This window comes from Pseudomonas sp. R2-60-08W, assembly GCF_003852335.1.
GTDB lineage: Bacteria > Pseudomonadota > Gammaproteobacteria > Pseudomonadales > Pseudomonadaceae > Aquipseudomonas.
Genome location: NZ_CP027731.1, coordinates 3,130,505 through 3,149,033 on the forward strand (window position 1 = coordinate 3,130,505; position 18,529 = coordinate 3,149,033).

Sequence of the window (18,529 nt, forward strand, 5' to 3'; positions counted from 1 at the left end):
TTCTCGGAAGGACGCGGGCATGCTGACGATCTTTTTCTATGCGCTGGTTTTCGGTTTTGTGTTTTGCCTGTCTCCCGGCGCGGTGCTCGCTGAAACCCTGCGCCGAGGCTTGCTCTACGGTTTCACACCGGCCCTGTTGGTGCAGATTGGCTCGTTGGTGGGCGATGCGGTCTGGGCGGTGATCGGGCTGACTGGCATCGCGCTGCTGATCCAGCATGACGCGGTGCGCGTGCCGCTGACGGTGGTCTGCGCGCTCTACCTGGCCTGGCTGGGCATCCGCAGCCTGGTGGATGCGTGGCAGCTACCGCAAGTCGAAAGTGCACCCACCAGCTCCGGGAAAAACGCCCTGGCGGTGGGCACGGCGATCTCACTGGCCAATCCGAAGAACATCGTCTACTGGGGCGCCCTGGGCAGCGCGTTGTCGGGCATCGTCGGCACCACCCCGAGCCATGGGCAAACGCTGATGTTTTTTGCCGGCTTCATGCTGGCGTCGGTGCTGTCATGCTTTCTGACTGCCGCGCTGGTCAACGTGCTGCGCAAGAATGCTTCGCCAACTTGGCAACGCATCAGCTATGGCGCCTGTGGCCTGGTATTGATTTATCTGGCCATTCTCGCGGCGCAGGGTATTTAACAGGCCGGGGCGCGACGGTGAGGTTTCAGGCCTTGGTCTGGTGCTCCAGCTGCACTTGCAACTGCGCATCGATTTGCAACTGGGCGGCTAAATCGTCCAGGTAATTGCGCTCCGCGTCCTGCTGGTCATCCACCAACATGACGCTGGCCAGATACACCTCGGCCGCCAACGCCGGGTCGCTGGCGAACTCGGCGAAATCTGCCGCATCCAGAGGCTTGGCGACTTCAGCGTCGAGCCACTGCTGCAATTGCGGGTCGTCGGTATGCTTGCCCAGCTCATCGGAGATCAACTGCTGCTCGTTCGCATCGAACCGGCCATCGGCCTTGGCGGCAGCGATCAGTGCGCGCAATACGGCGTGGCTGTGCGCTTCGATTTGCGCGCCCGACAGCTGATCGGCCGTCTGAAAGGCCTGCTGCGGCTGGCTCGCCTGTTGGCTCTGCCAGGCCTGATACGCCTTGTAGGCCATCATCCCCAGAGAAGCCAACGCGGCATAGTTCATACCACCGGCGCGCCCTTGCGTCGAGCGCGTTGCCGCGCCACCGCCCAGCATGCCTCCCAGCCCACCCAATATTCCGCCCAGGCCGCCGCCGGCCGAAGCATTGCCGGCGCTGGTGCCTTTGAGCAGCCCGCCAAGCAGACCGCCCAACCCGCCGCCCGAAGAAGCACCGCCCTGCCCTGCGCCGCGCAACAGTTGTTCCAGTAGATCGCTGGTATTCATGGTGTCGCCCTCCAGGGCGCATAGTGGTGTTAAATCAACCTTAGTCCGCCCCCGATGGAACACCATGACCGCCGGGCGGGCAAGCTTTATGATGGCGCCACCCCGCCATTCGAGAGGACGCATCGGTGAATCGCATTGAGCACATTGGGTTGATGGCCAACTACAACCAATGGATGAATCGCAAGGTCTACGAAGCCGCCGGCAAGCTGACAGATGCGGCGTTGGTTGCGAACCGACAAGCGTTTTTCGGCTCGATCCTCGGCACCTTGAATCACCTGGTGCTGGGCGATACGGTCTGGCTCAAGCGCTTTGCCGAGCACCCGGCAGGCTTTTCCGCGCTGCTACCCCTGAGCGCCATCGCCACACCCGTCGACCTGAGGCAGTTGGCGTTCGCAGACATACGCGAACTCTCGGCCCAGCGTGCCTGGCTGGATCAATTGATCCTCAATTGGGCCGACAGCCTGCAGGAAACCGACCTGGACCAGCGTTTGCGCTACCACACCATGCGCGGAGCAGCGGCTGAGAAACCGTTCTTCGGCCTGCTGGTGCATTTTTTCAATCACCAGACACATCATCGTGGCCAGGTGACCACGCTGTTGAGCCAGGCTGGGGTGGATGTGGGCGATACTGATCTACTGGCGTTGTTTGACTGAGCGCGACTGATCATTTCACCTTGCTGCTCAGCGTCTCCACACTGCGCTTCAAATCATCCAGGCTGCGCTTTAAGCCCTCGATCTCGCTTTTCTGCCGATCAATAGTGCTTTTCTGCTCGTCCAATGCATGCTTGAGGCTGGCAAGCTGACTCTCATTGCTACCGGTGCTGGAGCCATCCTTGCGCTTGAATTCGTCGAAGGCGCGGTCCTGATCCTCTACTTTACTTTTGAGGCTCTGCAGTTCGCTGGCGGTAAGCTTTCGCGCCTCTTTAAGCGCCTCAATATCCCCGACTTTGATATTCGACGGATTCAACACTAACGCATTACCCGGGCCCAATGTGGCAGCGGTCAGCGGGTCTTCCGACCACGCTCTGCGGTCACCCCACTGCACCGCACTCGCAGCCTGCGCCGGTGCGATTATCGCAGCGCTCAAAAAACCAACCATGCCTGCAGCCATCATCCAAGAATGCATACGGACCTTGCGCATCAACTGACTCCCTAAAGAACTGCCGAGGTGGCATATCGCTATGACTGTCATTTATAGAGCTTGTTCCTGGGTTGGGCCCATGCCATGGGAATAATCTGGAAGGCTGCGTAGATCACTGATCTGGCAGGTTTTTTCGGATGTCGGTTTGTGCAGGAAAGCGTGCATCGAGGTTGCGCCGAAGCCGCTGGATCTATATATTCGCAACCCTGCTGCACCGCGCTACCGCCCGAATGGCGAAACTGGTAGACGCATGGGACTTAAAATCCCCCGCTCGTAAGGGCGTCCCGGTTCGATTCCGGGTTCGGGCACCATAGATATCAAGGGCTTGCCGGGGAAACCTGGGCAGGCCCTTATCTTTTCTGCTGCGCAATTCCCTTCCTTTGGCGTCCTGCCGACCTATCTCCCTATTCATAATTTGCCTGCTACCTTGTTCACTCCACGGAGGAACACTGATGAGGTTCTGCCGACATGGTCGGACTGCTCAAGTATTGAGGGCGGAGGGAATGGCCTATCCATGGGGCACCTTGAGCTTGTAATAGTCGCGACTTGCCGGTTATAAGTCGCCCGATAACGCTACAGAGTTCAAGGTGTAGGAAATGGATAACCTGATAAAGCTGCGTATCGGACTGACAATTGCGGCGGTTGTCGGGCTTGTACCAATCACCATCCTCTTCGTAGTCGGCGTAGTGGCGTTCTTTATTCCGCTCATTTTTGTCGCCAAGAGTCCTCCGCTTGGGACGCTAGCACTTATAGGCGCAGCAATCGTCTCGGCATTCGCGATATGGTCGGCATGGAAGATCTATGCACTTTCAATGGCAGCGGCACCCGTTGTAAGCAACTCACACTTGCTGGCATCGGGAGCAGTGATTGCGATGATTTGGGGTATGGTCCTCGCGTACTGGACGCGCGATCTGCCCGAACTCACATACATATTTCTTATGCCAGGAATAGTCTCGAGCTCCATGCTCGCCCTTACATTGAAAAGAGCGAAGGCTTGAGGCGGGCGACGAGTTGGGTCAGCATTTTACCCTTCTGAATTTTCCAGCAGCACATCATTCAGCTTCTGCTCGCCCAGGCGCATCACGCTGAGACACTGCAGGTCGTCGGACTTGGGACGGGGCCGAACACCGTCACCTCTCCCTTGGCGCCGATCATGGTCAGCGCACCCACGGTGCATTCGGGATGCTCACCCGCATCGAGGTCGTCGGCGATCTTGCAAGGTCTTGGCGGCGTCGCGACAGTCTTCCCGCTTGAACTCCAGCAATTTAACGGTCATTCAGGCCACCATGAATTTGTTGATCCGCAAGCTGCGCGCCAGCATGATCTAACGTTCCGATCCGTAAAAAACGTGACCAGACTGCCTGGCACTACACCAGTCAAAGGATACTGACCTAATGAAGTCAATGCTCACCGCTGCAGCGCTAATAACTGCGACGACTCTTGTTGCAGCCTGTCAGAGCGGGCCATACATCCCGCCGGGGCCTAAAACTGAAGTACCGACTGCCAAAATGGGCGTTGGCAACTTCATTTCACCGAAAGCGTGTACGAGTGGCACAAATACTCTGAATGGCAAATTGATTGGAGCCAGCCTATGTATCCGATCGCAGAAATATGAAGTCTTCGGCGGCCCAGATATCACCCTGAGCTTCAATCGTGAGCTCGTTACGGTGCTTACCCCTGAGGAAGCGGTCAAAGGGTTCAGAGCTACAAAATACGGCGTCACTGCTTCATTCAAGTGCGAAGAAATCCCGAAAAAAGACACCGATGAAGGGCGCTCTTATCATTGCTCCTACGATGCAAGCAATCTTCCTTTGATCAGGGCTGATATCACATTTCCATAGCCGAGCATCGCACCCAATCTCGCGCCACGATTTAGCGCATTCGAAAACGTGGCGCGGATGAACCGGGTCTACTCCGCTGAATTTGATTTTATGAGACTTCAACACCATGCACGCACGTTTGTATCTCATCGCGTTACTTCTCACTGGCCCAGCACTGGCATCGGAGCCATCCCGCTACAGCTACGACGAAGCCCCTACTGACGGCTACATGTACGCCGTTAGGTATCAACAGGCCAAGCTGGCTTGTGAATCGCTGCCTGATGACCTTGAAGCGGACTATGCGAAAGCGATGCGCCTTACCAAAGAAGCTAACCCCGAATTTGAGCGAACTTTCGTCAAAGGCTTAGCGGCAGATCTTAGGTGGCGCAAACCAGCGACGCCCGAAGATCAGCATTTGGAGTGCGATCAAAGTCAGCATGCACTGCGCGTGACGGTAAGCCTCGCCCGACAGTGGTTTCCAGGGGCATGGTAGGCGCTTGTATTATTTGGTCCGCCGCTCGACACCATCATGCGCCTTGTCACAATGCAGGCAGTGCTCGCAGCTCAGCGTCCGACATAGCTAGACCTTCACCCGCTGCCAGCACGTGACCATGAAGATGTGCCGGGCACCGGCCATAGCCAGGGATACGTGTAGCGTCAGGCCGGCGGTGGTCGGGCCGAAGGAGATATTCTGGCTACGCACCGACACAACGAAACCGGTGATGGCGATCGTGGTGTAGATCAGCTTCCCAAGAATGCCACCGTCTGGTTCGCCTACGTCTCCATCTGAAGGGCCGAATTCATGGCTGTAGAGGACAGCCATCCTGAAGCCTTCGTCATTTCCTTGGAAATAGACGTCTTAGAGCAACCGCAAGAGCCGCCGCTAATCAGATGCGCGACTTGCGCGCTAAGGCAGGTACCGACAAGGCAGAGTCGAGCGGTGACATTTTGCAAGTTCGTGATCAGCTCGGGCACACCACCGTGGTCATGACCGAGAACTACATTCGCAAAAGGATCGGCAAAAAGGTCACGCCGACGAGGTGAATTCTGCACCGCAATCATTTTCTCCCCCTTGAAAACAAAGGGCTGCAAGGGGTATTAAGAGAACGCATAGCGGTGCAGAATTGATGCTATGTCATTGTTTTAAACGATTACATTGCGGACTTAAAATCCCCCGCTCGTAAGGGCGTCCCGGTTCGATTCCGGGTTCGGGCACCATAGATATCAAGGGCTTGCCAGGGAAACCTGGGCAGGCCCTTATCTTTTCTGCTGCGCAATTACCCTTCTCCAGCGTTCTGCCGATCGATTGACTCCCACAGAAAATCAACCGAACTACGCACGCATCCCAAGGTTCTATCAGGAGACGCCTGGACATTTCCAGGCCAACCCGCATGGAGCTGAACATGTCTGACGATCTGAAAAACCGTGGCCCGCAAGACCGTGCTCGAGTGAACACCTCCGAAGCCTGGGAGTTGAAACATTGGACGAAAGAGTTTGGCGTGACTGAGCAACAGCTCAAGGAGGCAGTGAAAGCTGTTGGTCCAATGGTCGAGGACGTGCGTAAAAAGCTCGGCAAGTGAGAGTGGTGACGCCCCTGCTGCATCAATTGAAGCCGCACCTGTTGCGGCTTCAATCATTGGCCAGATGGCCGTGCGAATGCTCTCTACGTCAACGAAGAAAAACCTTGTGGGCTTTTGATTTTCTTAATAAAGACGTACAGAACCAGCCCAACCACGCTAACCACTAGACAGCTAAACCAGATCGCCCAGAGGGTCTTTTTAGCAGCCTCATGAAACGACATCGTGCCGGTATAATCCCGCTGGCTAAGGATGACATTGGACAACAGGTTGGTTGCAAGGCCTGCACTGAAAAAAGGGATCAAATACAGCACGACCTGATATTGATTTCGAAGATCCCTTTCTTCGGCGGTCGAGTCTGGCAAGAGTCCAAATATGCTTTGAACCATCCCCAGAAAAAGTGCTGCCCACACAAGCAATAGTATCGATGCCGCCACATCCATCCATTTGGGGGTCTTGGGGTCGCGTATGGCAACCAACATTGCTGCTGCACCTAGACCGCCTAGAAGGGTAGCACCGATGTGAAAATTTTTAATTAAGTCGAACAACTGCGCAATCTCCTGCCCACGCTGAGATATTTGTCTTACAAAGAACCAAGACAAAAAAAAGACAACCGTTTTAGTCTATTTCCATGCCCCGGCGAGGGAACTTAATTAATAGGATCACTCCATTCCCAACAATAAAAATCCGCCGCCCTACAAGCACCTTCACTTGAATATCCAATTAATTCATCCTGAACGGGTCAAATAGAACACTTTGTCCTAGAAGCTTCACTTTACGTATAAACTCCAACGCTAATTTGACTGCTTCGGAAATCTTTGGATTTAAGCTGGCGGCTGCTAATAATTCGTCTACAAGTGCGTCAATCTGCGAACCAGAAAATATATCGTAGTCATCAAAACTCAAGTTGGAAAGCATTGGAAACTGCTTGCTATCCAGCTTGAAGAAAAGATTCGCAGCACTTAAAGGGATTTCAATTTTATCAAGACAACCCTCTTGCCCAGTGGCTGCTAGATCTTTATCCCACATCATTAAGTAATACATGATTTAAGTCTTAATAACTCATTAGTGTGCAGATAGGCCCCACAGCGCTGGCCGATGTAGGGTTTGATCAGACGCGTGCGCTCAGCCTCGGTCAGCGCATCGGCGCCGCCCAGCTCGATGGTTCTGATCGGGAAGCAGCGGGTGTCGACGGGGGTGGCCGGTGCTGCTGTCGCAGCGGACTTGCCCGGCAGGTCTTTGAGTTCGTCGATGCGCCGTTGCTGCTGTTCGAGCAAACGGTCTTGGCGGTCGCGAATCAGGTCGGTGATGCCCGGCGTGTTCTGCGCCGTGGCGGCTTGCACCCACCCGGTGGTGCTCAAGCAAACGATAACGGACAGGCCGCCCAGACGTATCAAACGCCACATGTCTAGATCCCTCTATGTGGCTCAGTGCCACCAACGGGCGCGGATCTTAAAGTGGCATTTTGTTGGCGTCAATTAAATGTAGAAATTTGTTTCTCTGGTCAGCTCTGCGCGATTCAAACAAAAAAGGCGCTCCGTAGAGCGCCTTCTTACCGCCGATTGCGTTACTGCAAACTGACCTGACGCAACTCAGGCTTTGCCTCGCTACCAATCGTGATGCGTTTGGGTTTGGCCTCTTCAGGCACCTCGCGCAGCAGGTCGATGCTCAGCAAGCCGTTGTTCAGGAATGCGCCACGCACTTCGATGTGGTCCGCCAGGCGGAACGACAGCCGGAACGCACGTTGGGCGATGCCCTGGTGCAGGTAAGCGACCTTCTCGTCGGTTTCGCGTTTTCCGCCGGAAACCGTCAGAACGCCTCGTTCGACCTGAATATCCAGATCCTCCTCGGTCAGGCCAGCCACTGCGATGACAATCCGGTAGGCGTCATCACCGTGCTTTTCCACATTATGAGGTGGATAGGAGTTCGGAGCCTCGCTGCGCAGCGCCGACTCGAACAGGTCATTGAAGCGGTCAAAGCCCACCGATTGACGGAACAGTGGGGCCAACGAAAGGGTAGTAGCCATTTTAAAATCTCCTGAGTTTCTCCAAGTGATTTAGTACGCGACCCGTCTTCGGCATCGCGTGATCAAAAATTTATGGACGCACAAAAAGAATTCAAGAGGGCTGAGAAAAAATTTTTATCTGGCGGATAACGCTATCGCGAGAACTGCGGCGTTACCGCTTGTGCTCTAATCTTAAGCCCAGGCGTGCTTTAACCCGTGAGCGCCTGAGACAGCCCTTGAGGTACAAAAAAATGAAAATGACTCTCCCTGCCCTCGCATTGGGCATCCTGATTTCCCAAGGCGCCATGGCCGCCGGGGATGGCACTGCCGCCCTGGGCGGTGGTGTCGGCGGCGTGCTGGGCAATGTGGTGGGCCAGCAGCTCGGTGGTTCGACCGGCGCGGCCATCGGCGCCGGCGTAGGTGGCGCAGCCGGCGGTGCGGTGGGCGCGCAGAAAGGCAATCGCACGGAAGCAGCGCTTGGCGGCGGGGTCGGGGCTGCAGGGGGTTCGGTTATCGGTAACCACCTGGGCGGCAGTACCGGTTCGACCATCGGCGCAGGCCTGGGTGGCGCCGCCGGTGGCGCGGTGGGCAACAACCTGGCGGATGACGAGAGCAGCCATCGCTCCGACGGCCGCAAGCACAAGGGCAACAAGCATAAACACAAGAACAAGCACCGTTGATCTGACGCTGCCCGGGCTGAACGACGTTAAGTGCCGTTCAGCCCGGCCTGCCAGCATTACATCGGCGTACTGCTGACCACGCGCAACGCCAGCCCTTCATACGCATCCAGCGTAATCGTGAACGTCCCCTCTTCCGTCAGGTCCCCTTCCACACGCTCATTGATGATGTCCACCACCGGCCCCGGTGCAATGTTGGGCAGGTGCAGGGCTTCGGTGATCGGCGTGGCGCCGAAGTTGAGCGCAGTGATCTGCGTGCCCTTACCCGCCGGCAACTCGTGAACCATGATCAGCAGGCCTGGGTGTTCGACGTCCGGGATCAGGATCTGGCGGCTGGCAGCGATGTCGTAGGCGCGGCGCACGCCGAGGATCTTCTGCAACTGCGAGGCGAATGAGTCCGGGTCCTGCAACTGGCTGTTCAAACTGCCATACAGGCTTCTGGAACGCGGCATTTGCCCGGCCGACAGCTCGGCGTCGGGGTTGAGGTCGACCAGGTCGTAGGCGCCACGATGAATCCAGCGCGTGTCGCCATCGGCCATCAAATGCGCGACTTCTTCGGCGGCCAACGGCAGCGCGCCCACCAGGTCCCAACCCGACAGCGCAAACACCCCAGGCTGCATGGCGTTGTACATCACCAGCAGCAGGTGAATCTGGCGAATCTGCTGGATATCGGCTGCGGTGATGGCGTCCAGGTCACGAATGCCGAGGGCGGCGGTAATGATGCTGGCGGTGGTGCAGGACACGCCGTTGGTGACGAACTTGAGGTTGTACGGCGCATGTTCACCGGTCAGGCGTTCGTACATCTGCTCGCGGATATGCTCACGCAGGATATTGCCGGGGAAGGTCTGGCCCTGGAACATAAAGCTGTCATGGGCATGCAACGTCCAGAAGTGCACCAGCTCCAGGGTCAATTCATCGTGGTTTTGCAGCGCGTGGATCAGCGAGCCAGGGTCGATGCCGAGGCTGTGCATCTGGCGCAGCATCAGGCGCAGGAATTCAGTGTCGCCCATCAGCAAAGCGTGCTGGTAGGCCGGCCGGGTGATGAAGTCATAGGACAGGTCGGCGCCGCCATGGGACATGGAAGCGATGTCGTCCACGGTGAGGTTGAGTTCCTGGAAACTGAAACCGCCGGCCTTGCGGATCGCCCCACCGAGCAACTGGTTGCCGGTGATCGACAGCGGATGGCTTTCCGACCAGGCGCTGCCGTCGAGCTTGCGTTCCACGCCGAGGAAGCCGTTGGCGTCCAGGCGCAGGATCTTCGCGCCCATCACGTCGATGGCGTGCAGCGCGTCGCCGATAATCATCTGCTGGGCGGCGAAGGATGGATCGAGCCAGTTCAGCGACGGCTGCCCTTCCTTGAAGTAATGCAGGTACACCCAGCGCCGCGGCTTGCCGTCGACGCCCAGCACCACCGGCGTGGCGCTCCAGTCGGTTTCCTTGACGCCGGGCTCGAAGAAGATCACCCGCTGCAATTGGCCGACGATGTAGTGTTTGTCGCGCAGCGCATCCACCTGCGGCGGGCTTAGGTTCTGCGCGTCGCGGCCCTCGGCGACGTCCGGCAGCAACGGCCAGTCTTCTTCGCGGATTTCGACCATGTGGTACAGGCCGGGATAGTCTTCATAGGCCATTTCCGCCAGGCGAAAATCCGCGCCCTTGCCAGTGTGCGAGGGGATCACGTCGTCGATGATCACCGCGTTGTGCGCGGCGGCCATGCGTGTCAGCGCCTGCAACTGCGCCTCGGTGCCCAGTTGCGGGTCGATGTCGAAGCTGATGCGGTCGAAATTGCCGTCGATGGTCGGCGTATGTTCGGTACCGGACAAGCCGCCGGATTTCTTCAGCGGCCCGTTATGGATGCCCTGAATGCCGATCTTCGACAGCACATGCCACAGGGTTTCGTCGCCCAGCGCTTCCAGCACCGTGCCGTCTTCGCGAGTCACTATCGATGCCGGATACGCCGTGAACCACACCGATGACAAAGCTGACGCGTCACGCGGCCGGGTTTGCGCAAAGGGCTGCTGCCACATCCGCCCCTGCCCCGAATAGAGTTTGGCCCGCTGGCGCGCCGCGTGCAGCATGGAGCATTGCACCAGCCAATTCACATGATCGTTGTCCGCCGCCGTCATAAGCCTGATACCTGTGGTCGTGAAAGGTTACTCGTACGCATAGGAGCGACGCGCGGGGCGATTCGTTGCATTGAGATGCAGATTCAACTGTGGGAGGGGGCAAGCCCTAATGCCAGTCAGTTGCTGATCGTCCCCACGCTCTGCGTGGGAATGCCTCCTGGGACGCTCCGCGTCCCGCCGACCGCTGCACCTGGGAGCGACTGCGCATAGGTGACGCAGAGCGTCACGGGCTGCATCCCCACGCGGGAGCGTGGGAACGATCGTCATTAGGGCTTGCCCCCTCCCACATTGGATAGCAGCTATATCAAGCCTTGCGTCGCCTGCCGGTACTGCCTCGGCGTGAACCCCGTCGACGCCTTGAACTGCCGGGTAAACGCGCTGTGGTCGGTGTAGCCGCACTGCAACGCCACGTCGGTGATCGGCAGCGCGGTATGCAGCAATCGGTGGGCATGTTCCAGCCGTACCTTCTGGATCATCTGCCGAGGCGTGAGGTGGAACACACGCTTGCAGTAGCGCTCCAACTGCGCCACGGAAATGCCGGCGATGCGCGTCAGCTCGCCGAGGGTGACACGGCGGTTGAAGTGCGCGCGGATATGCGCGTCCACTGCCGCCAGGCGCTGGTAGGCCGGGTGGGTTTCGCTGGCCGATTGCAGGTCGACCGAGATACCGGCCAGGCCGATGATCGTGCCGCTATCGCTGTACAGCGGCCATTTGTGCGTGAGGCACCAGCCGGGTTCGCGGCTGCCGTACAGGTGCAGCTCAAGCTGGTCTTGCAGGACGAACCCCTGTTGCAGCACCCGTCGGTCCTGCTCGGTATAGCCTGGCCCCAGTTGCGCGGGGAACACTTCGGCGCTGGTCTTGCCCAGCAGCGGTTGCAGGTGCCGCAGGCCGCAGCGCTGCACCAGGGTGCGGTTGGCGAGCACGTAGCGGGCGTCGATGTCCTTGATGAAAATCGCCGCGTTGGGGATCACGTCCAGTAACGGCAACAGCTGCGCAGCGCCCGTCAGCAGTTGCTCGATGCTGTGGGGGCGGCCGCCCTGCAAGAGACTCGCCAGCATGTTCTGCACCATGACATTCATCGCCCGTTTCTGACCCCGACGCCGAGCAGAGTGCCCCATGCCCGGGACGCTGTCGAGCGCCGGCGACTGTGCTGAATTCGTCATCCATCCTCACAAAAAACATCAATCGCCGTGGGTTTATCGGGCTCACGATAGGGCCCCTGCATGCCTATCCAATAACTCACAAGAAGGCGCCGCTATGTCAGGCCAAGGCAAGTTCAAGAAACAGCTGTCATTGATGGACCTCACCTTTATCGGGTTGGGTGCCATCTTCGGTTCGGGTTGGTTATTCGCCGCCAGTCATGTGTCTGCAATCGCCGGTCCCGCCGGGATTATCTCCTGGCTCATCGGCGGCTTCGCCGTGCTGCTGCTGGGCATTGTGTACTGCGAACTCGGCGCCGCCCTGCCCCGTGCCGGTGGCGTGGTGCGTTACCCGGTGTATTCCCATGGCCCGCTGTTGGGTTACCTGATGGGGTTTATCACGCTGATCGCGTTTTCCAGCCTGGTGGCGATCGAGGTCGTCGCCTCGCGCCAATACGCTGGGGCGTGGTTTCCCGAGCTGACCAAGGCCGGCTCCAGCGACCCGACCACCCTCGGCTGGCTGGTGCAATTCGCCTTACTGTGCCTGTTCTTCCTCCTCAACTACCGCAGCGTGAAGACTTTCGCCATCGCCAATAACCTGGTGAGCGTGTTCAAGTTCATCGTGCCGCTGCTGGTGATCGGCGTGTTGTTCACCTTTTTCAAGCCGGCGAATTTCCAGGTGCAGGGCTTTGCGCCGTTCGGGCTGTCGGGCATCGAGATGGCGGTGTCGGCCGGCGGGGTGATCTTCGCCTACCTGGGGCTGACGCCGATCATTTCGGTGGCCAGTGAAGTGAAGAACCCGCAACGTACGATTCCGATTGCATTGATTCTTTCGGTACTGCTGTCGACGGCAATCTACGTGCTGCTGCAAACCGCGTTCCTGGGTGGCGTGCCCACCGAGATGCTTGCCAACGGCTGGGCCGGGATCAGCAAGGAATTGGCGCTGCCCTACCGCGATATCGCCCTGGCACTCGGCGTGGGCTGGCTGGCCTACCTGGTGGTGGCCGATGCGGTGATCTCCCCCAGCGGCTGCGGCAATATCTACATGAACGCCACCCCGCGCGTGGTGTATGGCTGGGCGCAGACCGGCACGTTTTTCAAGATTTTCACCCGCATTGATGAAAAATCCGGGATCCCGCGCCCGGCCCTGTGGCTGACCTTCGGCCTGTCGGTGTTCTGGACCCTGCCCTTCCCGTCCTGGGAAGCGCTGATCAACGTGGTCTCCGCTGCGCTGATCCTGAGTTACGCCGTGGCCCCGGTCACCGTTGCCGCGCTGCGCCGCAATGCACCGCAGTTGGCGCGCCCGTTCCGGGTCAAGGGCATGGCGGTGCTGGGACCACTGTCGTTCATCATCGCCGCGCTGATCGTGTACTGGTCGGGCTGGAGCACGGTGTCGTGGCTGCTCGGCCTGCAGATCCTGATGTTCGTGGTGTACCTGCTCTGCGCACGCTGGGTGCCCACCGCGCACCTGAACCTCAAGCAACAGGTGCGCTCGTCGGCCTGGCTGATCGGTTTCTATGCGGTGACTATCCTGCTCTCCAAGCTCGGCAGTTTCGGCGGCATCGGCCTTATCAGCCATCCGTTCGACACCGTCGTCGTGGCAGTCTGCGCCCTGGGCATTTACTACTGGGGCGCTGCCACAGGCGTACCGGCCCACCTGGTGCGCCTGGAAAGCGAAGACGATGAAAGCGAAGCCGTCAGTGACGATCACTACAGCCCACCACTCTCTGCAGCCACTCACTGATGGAGCCTTGCATGAAACGCCTGCACGTCATCGACTCTCACACCGGCGGCGAACCTACGCGCCTGATCATGAACGGCTTCCCGGCGCTGGCGGGGGCCACCGTCGCCGACCAGCTCGACGACCTGCGCAGCCACCACGACCAATGGCGCCGCGCCTGTCTGCTGGAACCGCGCGGCAACGATGTGTTGGTGGGCGCACTGTATTGCGCGCCGGTCACCCCAGGCGCCACCTGCGGCGTGATCTTTTTCAACAACGCCGGCTACCTCGGCATGTGCGGCCACGGCACCATTGGCCTGGTTGCCTCGCTGCACTACCTGGGGCTGATCGAGCCGGGCGTGCACACCCTCGACACCCCGGTTGGCCCGGTGGCGGCTACGCTGCACGACGACGGCACGGTGACCCTGCGCAACGTGCCCGCCTATCGCTATCGCCGGCACGTCGCGGTGGACGTGCCCGGCCATGGCGCGGTGATGGGTGACATTGCCTGGGGCGGCAACTGGTTCTTCCTGGTGTCCGACCACGGCCAGGCGTTGCAGATGAGCAACGTCGACGCCCTCACCGACTACACCTGGGCCATGCTCAAGGCCCTTGAGGCCCAAGGTATCCATGGCGCAGACGGCGCGCTGATCGACCACATCGAACTGTTCGCCGATGACGCCAATGCCGACAGCCGCAACTTTGTGATGTGCCCCGGCAAGGCCTACGACCGGTCCCCTTGCGGCACCGGCACCAGCGCCAAGCTCGCCTGCCTGGCCGCCGACGGCACACTCGGCACCGGCGAGCCGTGGGTCCAGGCCAGCATCACCGGCAGCCAGTTCCAGGCCCGTTATGAATGGGACGGCGAACGCATACGCCCGTTCATCACCGGCCGCGCCCACATGACCGCCGACAGCACCTTGCTGATCGACGAGCAAGACCCTTTTGCCTGGGGCATCTGAGCCCCTCTTCCTACTCAAGTACCAAGGAGTCAGCACCATGAGCGACAACATCTTCACCGGCTGTATGCCCGCCCTGATGACGCCCTGCACCCCGGCGCGCACACCCGACTTCGATGCCCTGGTGGCCAAGGGTCGCGAGCTGGTCGATATCGGCATGAGCGCCGTGGTGTATTGCGGCTCCATGGGCGACTGGCCGCTGCTCACCGAAGCCGAGCGCCAGGAAGGCGTGGCGCGCCTGGTGGCCGCCGGCGTACCGACGATTGTGGGCACCGGCGCGGTCAACAGCCGTGAGGCCGTGGCCCACGCCGCGCATGCCGCCAAGGTCGGCGCGCATGGCTTGATGGTGATTCCGCGCGTGCTGTCCCGTGGCGCTTCCGCCACCGCACAAAAGGCCCACTTCGCGGCGATCCTCAGCGCGGCGCCGAAGCTGCCGGCGGTGATCTACAACAGCCCGTATTACGGTTTCGCCACCCGCGCCGAGCTGTTCTTCGAACTGCGCCGCGAGCACCCGAACCTGATCGGCTTCAAGGAATTCGGCGGCGCTGCCGACCTGCGCTACGCAGCGGAAAACATCACCTCCCAGGACGATGACGTGACCCTGATGGTGGGCGTCGATACCCAGGTAGTGCACGGCTTCGTCAATTGCAACGCCACCGGCGCGATCACCGGCATCGGCAACGCATTGCCACGGGAAGTGCTGCAACTGGTGGCACTGAGCAAAAAGGCCGCCAAGGGCGATGCCAAGGCCCGTCGCCAGGCGCGGGAGCTGGAAGCGGCGCTGGCGGTGCTGTCGTCGTTCGATGAAGGCTGCGACCTGGTGCTGTATTACAAGCACTTGATGGTGCTCAACGGTGACCAGGGCTATGCCCTGCACTTCAACGCAACCGACGTGCTCAGCGACGCGCAGCGCCGGTATGCCGAGCAGCAGTACGCGCTGTTCCGCCAGTGGTACGCCAACTGGTCGGCAGAGCAGAACGTCGATTGATCCTCGTGGCGAGGGAGCTTGCTCCCGCTGGCTGCATAGCGGCCTCCGGCCTTTATTGGGGGGCGCTGCGCACCCCAGCGCAAGCAAGCTTGCTCGCTACAAATGTCTCGCGCCTACTTACTCTTTGTGTTTTCCAGGATGATCCCATGACTCTGACGGGCAATATGCTGATCGGTCAGCAATCCCTTTGCGGCACGCGCGAAGCGATCCGGGCCGTTAACCCCGCCACCGACACGCCCCTGGAGCCCGCCTATGCCGGTTGCGACAGCCAGCATGTCGAACAGGCTTGCGCGCTGGCGTGGTCCGCTGCTGACGCTTACCACGAAACTTCCCTGGCCGCCCGTGCCACGTTTCTCGAGACCATCGCCGACAACATCGAAGCCCTCGGCGATACCCTGATCGAACGCGCTATTGCCGAAACCGGCCTGCCCCGCGCCCGAATCCAGGGTGAGCGCGGCCGCACCTGCGCGCAGTTGCGCACCTTTGCCCGCACCGTGCGCCTGGGCGAATGGCTGGATGTGCGGGTGGACCCCGCGCAACCCGAGCGCCAGCCCTTGCCCCGCGCAGACCTGCGCCAACGTCACATTCCCCTGGGCCCGGTGGCGGTGTTTGGCGCCAGCAACTTTCCCCTGGCCTTCTCGGTGGCCGGCGGCGATACCGCATCGGCGCTCGCTGCCGGTTGCCCGGTGATCGTCAAGGCCCACCCGGCCCACCCCGGCACCAGTGAGCTGGTGGGCCGCGCCATCGCCCAGGCGGTGCAACACTGCGGTTTGCCACACGGGGTGTTTTCACTGCTCTACGACGCTGGGCATGAGGTGGGTACCGCGCTGGTGACCGACCCGCGCATCAAGGCGGTGGGCTTTACCGGTTCGCGCAGCGGCGGCATCGCGTTGTGCCGGGCGGCCCAGGCACGCCCCGAGCCGATCCCGGTGTATGCGGAAATGAGTTCGATCAATCCGGTGTACCTGCTTCCAGCCGCGCTGCAAGCCCGGGGCGCGGCGCTGGCCGAAGCTTTTGTCGTCTCACTGACCCAGGGCGCCGGCCAGTTCTGCACCAACCCAGGCTTGGTGATCGCCGTGCAGGGCGCCGCCCTGGAGCGCTTCATCCACAGCGCCAGCGACGCGCTCCAGCGCTGCCCGGCGCAGACCATGCTCACCCCCGGCATTTTCCACGCCTACGAACGCGGCGTAGCCAGTCTGACCCAGCATGCGCGAACCGCCGCACAGGGCTTAGCGGCGAGCGGACCGAACCAGGGCCAGGCCCAGTTGTTCGTGGCCCAGGCCGAGGCATTCCTGAGCAATCCACACTTGCAAGCCGAAGTCTTCGGCGCCGCCTCGCTGGTGGTGGAATGCCGCAATGCCGAGCAGGTGCGCCAAGTGTCTGAACGCCTGGAAGGCCAACTCACCGCCACCCTGCATCTGGATGAACCTGACCTGCCACAGGCACAGGCGTTGTTGCCGGTGCTGGAGCGCAAGGCCGGTCGCCTGCTGGTCAACGGCTGGCCGACAGGCGTGGAAGTTTGCGACGCCATGGTGCATGGCGGGCCGTTTCCGGCCACCTCGGATGCGCGCAGCACCTCGGTGGGTACGGCGGCGATCCTGCGGTTCCTGCGCCCGGTGTGCTACCAGGACTTTCCGGACGCTTTGCTGCCCGCCGCACTGCAGCAGGGCAACCCGTTGCAGTTGCGCCGCTTGCTCGACGGCCAGAGAGAGGCGTAGACGATGGCCACGCCCAACTCAGCGGATATCGTCGTGGTCGGCGCCGGCATCATCGGCCTCGCCTGTGCCGTGCAACTGGCACGACAAGGGCGCCAGGTGCGGATGATCGACGCGCAGGCGCCCGGGCTGGGCGCCTCCTATGGCAATGCCGGACACCTGGCGACCGAGCAGGTGTTTCCCATCGCCGACCTGTCAATCCTCAAACGGTTGCCGGCCATGCTGCTGGACCCCACGGGCCCGCTACGTCTGGACTGGACCTACCTGCCCCGCGCCCTGCCCTGGTTTATCCGCTTGCTGCTGAACCTGCGACCGGCCCCCTACCAGCGCAGCGTGGCCGGCATTCGTGCATTGAATGAAGCCAGCCTCGGCGCGTGGCAGCGCTTGTTGCAGTCCATCGGGCAACCTCAGTTATTACGCGAAGACGGTTCGCTGCTGGTGTATGAGCGCGCCGAATCCCGCGCAGCACTGGATGCCTTGCAGCAACGCATGATGGCGCAAGGCGTGCCGGTGGCGTTCTGGTCGGCTGAAGCGGTGCACGCGGCGGCGCCGCAGTTGAGCGAGGCCATACGGGGCGGCTTGTTTTTCCCCGCTACGGGGCATTTTCTCGACCCGTACACGGTGGTTGGCGCCCTGGTGGATGCGGCCAAAGCCCTGGGCGTGGACTTCCTGCAGCAGCGCGTGCTGGACGCCCGCGTCGACGGCAGCGGCGTGTCAATGCTGACCGACCAAGGCCCAGTCACGGCGCGCCAGGTCCTGATCGCCTGCGGCGCCCACTCGGCGGCGCTGACCGCCACACTCACCGGCAAACGCGTGCCGCTGGACACCGAGCGCGGCTATCACCTGATGCTGCCCCACGAACACGCGCGCCTGCCCTTCGCCGTCACCTCGCTGGAGCGCAAATTCATCATGACCCCCATGCCCGGCGGCCTGCGCCTGGCCGGCACCGTCGAATTCGCCGGCCTGCAACGCCCGGCGAACATGCAGCGGGCGTGGCAGTTGCATCGCTTGGCCAACGGGCTGTTCCGCCAGCCCTTGAACGCCGACGAAGCCACGCCATGGATGGGTTTCCGGCCGTCGCTGCCCGACTCATTGCCGATCATTGATCGGGTGTGCGATGGCAAGGTGTTGCTGGCGTTCGGTCATCAGCATTTGGGGTTGACCCAGGCGGCGGTGACGGCAGAGCTGGTTGGGCGGTTGGCATCAACTGATGTGGGACAGCCCGACACATCCTTTATTGCGCCCTATCGCCTCGGGCGATTTTGATACGGCAGCAACTTACGAAAAACCAGGAGAATCCCTACACAGCCCCGTTGA

At 60.6% G+C, this 18,529-nt stretch carries 19 protein-coding genes, 1 tRNA gene and 4 pseudogenes; 14 read left to right on the forward strand and 10 right to left on the reverse strand.

Annotated elements, in window-relative coordinates:
* Window positions 1–19: 19 nt before the first annotated feature.
* Window positions 20–631, forward strand: a complete 612-nt coding sequence (locus C4J90_RS14170; protein ID WP_124420099.1) for a LysE family transporter — start codon at window positions 20–22, stop codon at window positions 629–631.
* A 25-nt stretch (window positions 632–656) separates the two neighbouring features.
* On the opposite strand, the gene C4J90_RS14175 is transcribed toward C4J90_RS14170, so the two are convergent.
* Window positions 657–1,349 carry a tellurite resistance TerB family protein gene (locus tag C4J90_RS14175; protein ID WP_124420100.1) on the reverse strand — a complete coding sequence of 231 codons (693 nt, stop codon included), beginning with the start codon at window positions 1,347–1,349 and terminating at the stop codon, window positions 657–659.
* Window positions 1,350–1,474: 125 nt separating this feature from the next.
* Between C4J90_RS14175 and C4J90_RS14180 the strand changes: the two genes are divergently transcribed.
* Window positions 1,475–2,002 (forward strand): DinB family protein, encoded by a 528-nt coding sequence (locus C4J90_RS14180; protein ID WP_124420101.1) that lies wholly within the window; start codon window positions 1,475–1,477, stop codon window positions 2,000–2,002.
* A 10-nt stretch (window positions 2,003–2,012) separates the two neighbouring features.
* Here C4J90_RS14180 and C4J90_RS14185 read toward each other — a convergent pair whose 3' ends face one another.
* Complete coding sequence (locus C4J90_RS14185) at window positions 2,013–2,489, reverse strand: hypothetical protein (RefSeq protein ID WP_124420102.1); 477 nt, start codon at window positions 2,487–2,489, stop codon at window positions 2,013–2,015.
* Window positions 2,490–2,713: 224 nt separating this feature from the next.
* Between C4J90_RS14185 and C4J90_RS14190 the strand changes: the two genes are divergently transcribed.
* Window positions 2,714–2,800 (forward strand) — tRNA-Leu (locus C4J90_RS14190).
* 285 nt (window positions 2,801–3,085) lie between these two features.
* A complete protein-coding gene (locus tag C4J90_RS14195; RefSeq protein ID WP_124420103.1) occupies window positions 3,086–3,487 on the forward strand; it encodes a hypothetical protein in 402 nt (133 codons plus the stop codon).
* 26 nt (window positions 3,488–3,513) lie between these two features.
* Here the strand turns inward: C4J90_RS14195 and C4J90_RS27120 are convergent.
* Window positions 3,514–3,765, reverse strand: a pseudogene (locus tag C4J90_RS27120) (hypothetical protein).
* Window positions 3,766–3,883: 118 nt separating this feature from the next.
* Between C4J90_RS27120 and C4J90_RS14205 the strand changes: the two are divergent.
* Together C4J90_RS14205 and C4J90_RS14210 are read left to right on the forward strand one after the other, a co-directional pair.
* A complete protein-coding gene (locus tag C4J90_RS14205) occupies window positions 3,884–4,330 on the forward strand; it encodes a hypothetical protein (protein WP_124420104.1) in 447 nt (148 codons plus the stop codon).
* Window positions 4,331–4,436: 106 nt separating this feature from the next.
* Window positions 4,437–4,802 carry a hypothetical protein gene (locus C4J90_RS14210; protein WP_124362996.1) on the forward strand — a complete coding sequence of 122 codons (366 nt, stop codon included), beginning with the start codon at window positions 4,437–4,439 and terminating at the stop codon, window positions 4,800–4,802.
* A gap of 9 nt (window positions 4,803–4,811) precedes the next feature.
* On the opposite strand, the pseudogene C4J90_RS14215 reads toward C4J90_RS14210, so the two are convergent.
* Window positions 4,812–5,084, reverse strand: a pseudogene (locus C4J90_RS14215) (hypothetical protein); the annotation flags it as partial.
* A gap of 113 nt (window positions 5,085–5,197) precedes the next feature.
* Here C4J90_RS14215 and C4J90_RS27295 point away from each other — a divergent pair.
* Together C4J90_RS27295 and C4J90_RS14225 are read left to right on the forward strand one after the other, a co-directional pair.
* Window positions 5,198–5,353 (forward strand): annotated as a pseudogene (locus tag C4J90_RS27295) (integrase); the annotation flags it as partial.
* Window positions 5,354–5,712: 359 nt separating this feature from the next.
* Complete coding sequence (locus C4J90_RS14225) at window positions 5,713–5,889, forward strand: DUF3606 domain-containing protein (protein WP_124367159.1); 177 nt, start codon at window positions 5,713–5,715, stop codon at window positions 5,887–5,889.
* 83 nt (window positions 5,890–5,972) lie between these two features.
* Here C4J90_RS14225 and C4J90_RS14230 read toward each other — a convergent pair whose 3' ends face one another.
* The 4 genes and pseudogenes from C4J90_RS14230 to C4J90_RS14245 all read right to left on the reverse strand — a co-directional run bounded on the left by C4J90_RS14230 (window position 5,973) and on the right by C4J90_RS14245 (window position 7,912).
* Window positions 5,973–6,434: a hypothetical protein gene (locus C4J90_RS14230; protein WP_124362999.1), complete on the reverse strand. Its 462-nt coding sequence runs from the start codon at window positions 6,432–6,434 to the stop codon at window positions 5,973–5,975.
* A gap of 175 nt (window positions 6,435–6,609) precedes the next feature.
* Window positions 6,610–6,930, reverse strand: a complete 321-nt coding sequence (locus tag C4J90_RS14235) for a hypothetical protein (RefSeq protein WP_124420105.1) — start codon at window positions 6,928–6,930, stop codon at window positions 6,610–6,612.
* A 5-nt stretch (window positions 6,931–6,935) separates the two neighbouring features.
* Window positions 6,936–7,292 (reverse strand): annotated as a pseudogene (locus C4J90_RS14240) (ShlB/FhaC/HecB family hemolysin secretion/activation protein); the annotation flags it as partial.
* Between the two features lie 161 nt (window positions 7,293–7,453).
* Window positions 7,454–7,912: an Hsp20 family protein gene (locus C4J90_RS14245; RefSeq protein ID WP_124420106.1), complete on the reverse strand. Its 459-nt coding sequence runs from the start codon at window positions 7,910–7,912 to the stop codon at window positions 7,454–7,456.
* 230 nt (window positions 7,913–8,142) lie between these two features.
* On the opposite strand from C4J90_RS14245, the gene C4J90_RS14250 reads away from it, so the two are divergent.
* Window positions 8,143–8,571, forward strand: coding sequence for a hypothetical protein (locus C4J90_RS14250; protein WP_124363002.1), 429 nt, complete (start codon window positions 8,143–8,145; stop codon window positions 8,569–8,571).
* Between the two features lie 56 nt (window positions 8,572–8,627).
* Here C4J90_RS14250 and treS read toward each other — a convergent pair whose 3' ends face one another.
* Complete coding sequence (treS, locus tag C4J90_RS14255; RefSeq protein ID WP_124420107.1) at window positions 8,628–10,691, reverse strand: maltose alpha-D-glucosyltransferase; 2,064 nt, start codon at window positions 10,689–10,691, stop codon at window positions 8,628–8,630.
* Window positions 10,692–10,990: 299 nt separating this feature from the next.
* Window positions 10,991–11,761: an AraC family transcriptional regulator gene (locus C4J90_RS14260; RefSeq protein ID WP_124421213.1), complete on the reverse strand. Its 771-nt coding sequence runs from the start codon at window positions 11,759–11,761 to the stop codon at window positions 10,991–10,993.
* A gap of 187 nt (window positions 11,762–11,948) precedes the next feature.
* Between C4J90_RS14260 and C4J90_RS14265 the strand changes: the two genes are divergently transcribed.
* From C4J90_RS14265 to C4J90_RS14285, 5 genes are all read left to right on the forward strand, one after another.
* The gene (locus C4J90_RS14265) at window positions 11,949–13,574 is read left to right on the forward strand and encodes an APC family permease (protein WP_124420108.1); all 1,626 of its coding nucleotides are present in this window, start codon (window positions 11,949–11,951) and stop codon (window positions 13,572–13,574) included.
* A gap of 11 nt (window positions 13,575–13,585) precedes the next feature.
* Window positions 13,586–14,512: a 4-hydroxyproline epimerase gene (locus C4J90_RS14270; RefSeq protein ID WP_124420109.1), complete on the forward strand. Its 927-nt coding sequence runs from the start codon at window positions 13,586–13,588 to the stop codon at window positions 14,510–14,512.
* A 37-nt stretch (window positions 14,513–14,549) separates the two neighbouring features.
* Complete coding sequence (locus C4J90_RS14275; RefSeq protein ID WP_124420110.1) at window positions 14,550–15,497, forward strand: dihydrodipicolinate synthase family protein; 948 nt, start codon at window positions 14,550–14,552, stop codon at window positions 15,495–15,497.
* Between the two features lie 146 nt (window positions 15,498–15,643).
* Window positions 15,644–17,215, forward strand: coding sequence for an aldehyde dehydrogenase (NADP(+)) (locus tag C4J90_RS14280; protein WP_124420111.1), 1,572 nt, complete (start codon window positions 15,644–15,646; stop codon window positions 17,213–17,215).
* Window positions 17,216–17,218: 3 nt separating this feature from the next.
* On the forward strand, window positions 17,219–18,478 hold the full coding sequence (locus tag C4J90_RS14285; protein ID WP_124420112.1) for an FAD-binding oxidoreductase: 1,260 nt from the start codon (window positions 17,219–17,221) through the stop codon (window positions 18,476–18,478).
* Window positions 18,479–18,529 lie beyond the last annotated feature (51 nt).